Raw genomic sequence first — 3,107 nt, forward strand, 5'->3', positions numbered from 1 at the left:
AATAATGAATTTGAGGCGGGACAGACAACAGTATATATTTTTTGTACAATCTCACATATCTCATATACAATTGGAGCATTTCATAGCGATAAAGTTAAGAAAATATTGGACAGAATAAAATTTAAAAGAAAATAAGTTTTTTTACAAATCCAATTTGCTTATGGCATTTTTATCTGTTATAATTATTTTAATGGGAATAAATAAACTTTTTAGATAAATTTAAAATAGGAGCAGTATTTATGGGAAGAAAACATAAAAATATAATGTTGCTGGGGACAGGTTCTAATGTGGGAAAAAGCATAATCAATGCAGGATTTTGCAGAATATTTTATCAGGATGGGTATAGTGTGGTGCCGTTCAAGTCACAGAATATGGCTTTAAATTCGTTTATTACGAAGGATGGAAAAGAGATGGGGAGAGCTCAGGTGGTGCAGGCTGAAGCGGCTAATATCGAGCCTCAGGCATTTATGAATCCGATATTATTAAAGCCTACAACAGACAGAAAATCACAGGTTATTGTGAATGGAAAAGTTTACAAAAATATGGATGCAAGGGAATATTTTGCCTATAAACATAATTTAAAAAAGGATATAATGGCGGCGTATAATCACATAAGGGATAACTTTGATATTTGCGTGCTGGAAGGGGCAGGAAGCCCTGCGGAAATTAACTTGAAGGAAGATGATATTGTAAATACAGGAATGGCAGAAATGGCTGATTCGCCTGTTATTTTGGTTGCTGATATTGACAGAGGCGGTGTTTTTGCATCAATTTACGGGACAATTATGCTTCTTGAGGAAAGTGAGAAAAAACGTATAAAAGGTGTAATTATAAACAAATTTAGAGGGGACAAAAGCCTTTTGACTCCTGGAATTGAGATGATTGAAGAGTTGACAAATGTGCCTGTTCTGGGAGTAGTGCCGTTTGTACCGCTTGGAATTGAGGAAGAGGACAGTTTAGGGATTGATAAGTATAACGTGAAAAAAGAAGGGAAAATTCGGATTTCAGTTATTAAACTAAAACATATATCGAATTTTACAGATATTGACGCACTTAGCCATTATAACGATGTTTCCTTGAAATACGTTACAAAAAGCTCTGAACTTGGAGATGAGGATATTATTATTATTCCTGGCTCCAAAAATACTGTGGAAGACATGAAGGACTTGATTGATAAAAATATAAGCAGGGAAATTATAAGGCTTGCAAAAAGAGGAACGATAGTATTTGGAATTTGTGGCGGTTTTCAAATAATGGGACAAAAAATAATGGATCCTCAAAATATTGAGTCTAATCTAAAAGAAATTTCAGGCTTAGATTTATTAGACATAGAAACAGTTATGGAAATGGCAAAAACAACAACACAGTATGAAAATAAAATAAAAAATGCAGACGGAATACTCGCTGGAATGGAAGGCATTGAAATAAAAGGCTATGAAATACATCAAGGCTACAGCTATCCTGTACACGAGGAAAAAACCAAGATAAAATGTATCTTTGACGATGAAAAGCTAAAAGGCGCTGTAAAAGGAAATGTTGTCGGAACTTATATTCACGGAATATTTGACAATTCTGAATTTACAAATCATTTTCTGAACGAAGTAAGAAAACTTAAAGGGCTAGACAAAGTCGATGAAGACTTTAGTTTCAAAGAATATAAAAACAGGGAATACGATAAATTGGCACAAATTTTGAGAGAAAATGTGGATATTGATAAGGTTTATGAAATAATGGGAATTAAATAAAAATTCTTGTTTGTCAAAATGGAGGAAAAAATGGATTTTCATGGTGGTAATATTTATAAAATATTCAGGGAAAAAAATATAACAGAAATACTGGATTACAGTTCAAATATCAATCCTTACGGAGTGCCTGAGAGCCTAAAACGTAAGATTACAGAAAATATTGGGATTCTTGAGAGGTATCCTGACCCTGATTATATAGAATTACGTGAAAAATTGGCTCAGCTGAATAAAATTAAGCTGGAAAATATTGTGCTGGGGAATGGTGCGACAGAAGCTATATTTTTGTTCATAAAAGTAATAAAGCCCGAAAAAGTGCTGATTGTGTCGCCTACTTTTGGGGAATATGAAAGGGCAGTAAGAGCGTGTAAAAATTCTGAAAGTCAAAAAATTGAAATTGAATATTTTGAATTAGAAGAAAAAGATGAGTTTAGGCTTAATATTGGGAAATTAAAAAAGGAACTTGAGAAAAAATATGATTTGTTGATAATATGCAATCCTAATAATCCCGCAGGAAAATTTTTGAAACTGTCTGAAACTGAAGAAATACTTAAAGAATGCAATAAATATAATACAAAACTGTTTATAGATGAAGCATTTATAGATTTTTTGGAAGATGGACTAAAGGAAAGCATTGTAAATAGTGGGGGAAATAAAAAAAATTTGTTTGTAACTCGTGCATTTACAAAATTTTTTGCTATTCCAGGACTACGATTGGGATATGGAATTTATTTTGACAAAAATTTAGAAAAGAAAATCGCTGAAAAAAAAGAGCCGTGGAGCGTTAACAATATCGCTGAAATGGCTGGAATAACGGTACTTGATGATACAGAATACATAGAAAAGACATTAAACTGGATAACGGAAGAAAAAAGATACATGTATGAAAGACTGAATGAAATCTCAGGAATAAAGCCTTATAAGAGTGAAGTAAACTTTATTTGCGTAAAAATAAAAGATGAGCTGATTTCTAAAGGACTGAATGTGAAAAAATTGCGGGAAAAGATGATGGAAGAAGGAATTTTGATAAGAGATGCGTCCAATTTTAAATTTTTGGATGAAAGATTTTTTAGGCTGGCAATTAAGGACAGAAAGAGTAATGATAGGGTTGTTAGGGCTTTGAGAGAAATTTTAGAATAAAAAATTTGAACTTATCAGATTTGATAATGATTCATATAGAAGAAATTCTGGCAACGAGGAAGAATTGGGTATTGATTTTTCGACTAATAAAGTGAAAGTTATAATTGACGAAGATATGTTTTTTAGTATTTTAAATGGGTATTCTTATGATTTATAAGATATTCCCTATTATTTTATAGTAAAACTGCTTTAAAACTAAACTCAAAAGGCTATGACTATTTTACT

Annotated in this window: 2 protein-coding genes; both read left to right on the forward strand. The window is 32.0% G+C overall.

From position 1 onward, the window contains the following. Nucleotides 1-239 precede the first annotated feature (239 nt). Nucleotides 240-1,745, forward strand: coding sequence for a cobyric acid synthase (locus Q0370_RS03605; RefSeq protein ID WP_299572251.1), 1,506 nt, complete (start codon nucleotides 240-242; stop codon nucleotides 1,743-1,745). Nucleotides 1,746-1,775: 30 nt separating this feature from the next. Further along, nucleotides 1,776-2,882: a histidinol-phosphate transaminase gene (locus tag Q0370_RS03610; protein ID WP_299572253.1), complete on the forward strand. Its 1,107-nt coding sequence runs from the start codon at nucleotides 1,776-1,778 to the stop codon at nucleotides 2,880-2,882. The last annotated feature ends 225 nt before the right edge of the window (nucleotides 2,883-3,107 follow it).

Source organism: uncultured Leptotrichia sp. (assembly GCF_938036635.1).
GTDB classification, from domain to species: domain Bacteria; phylum Fusobacteriota; class Fusobacteriia; order Fusobacteriales; family Leptotrichiaceae; genus Leptotrichia; species Leptotrichia hongkongensis.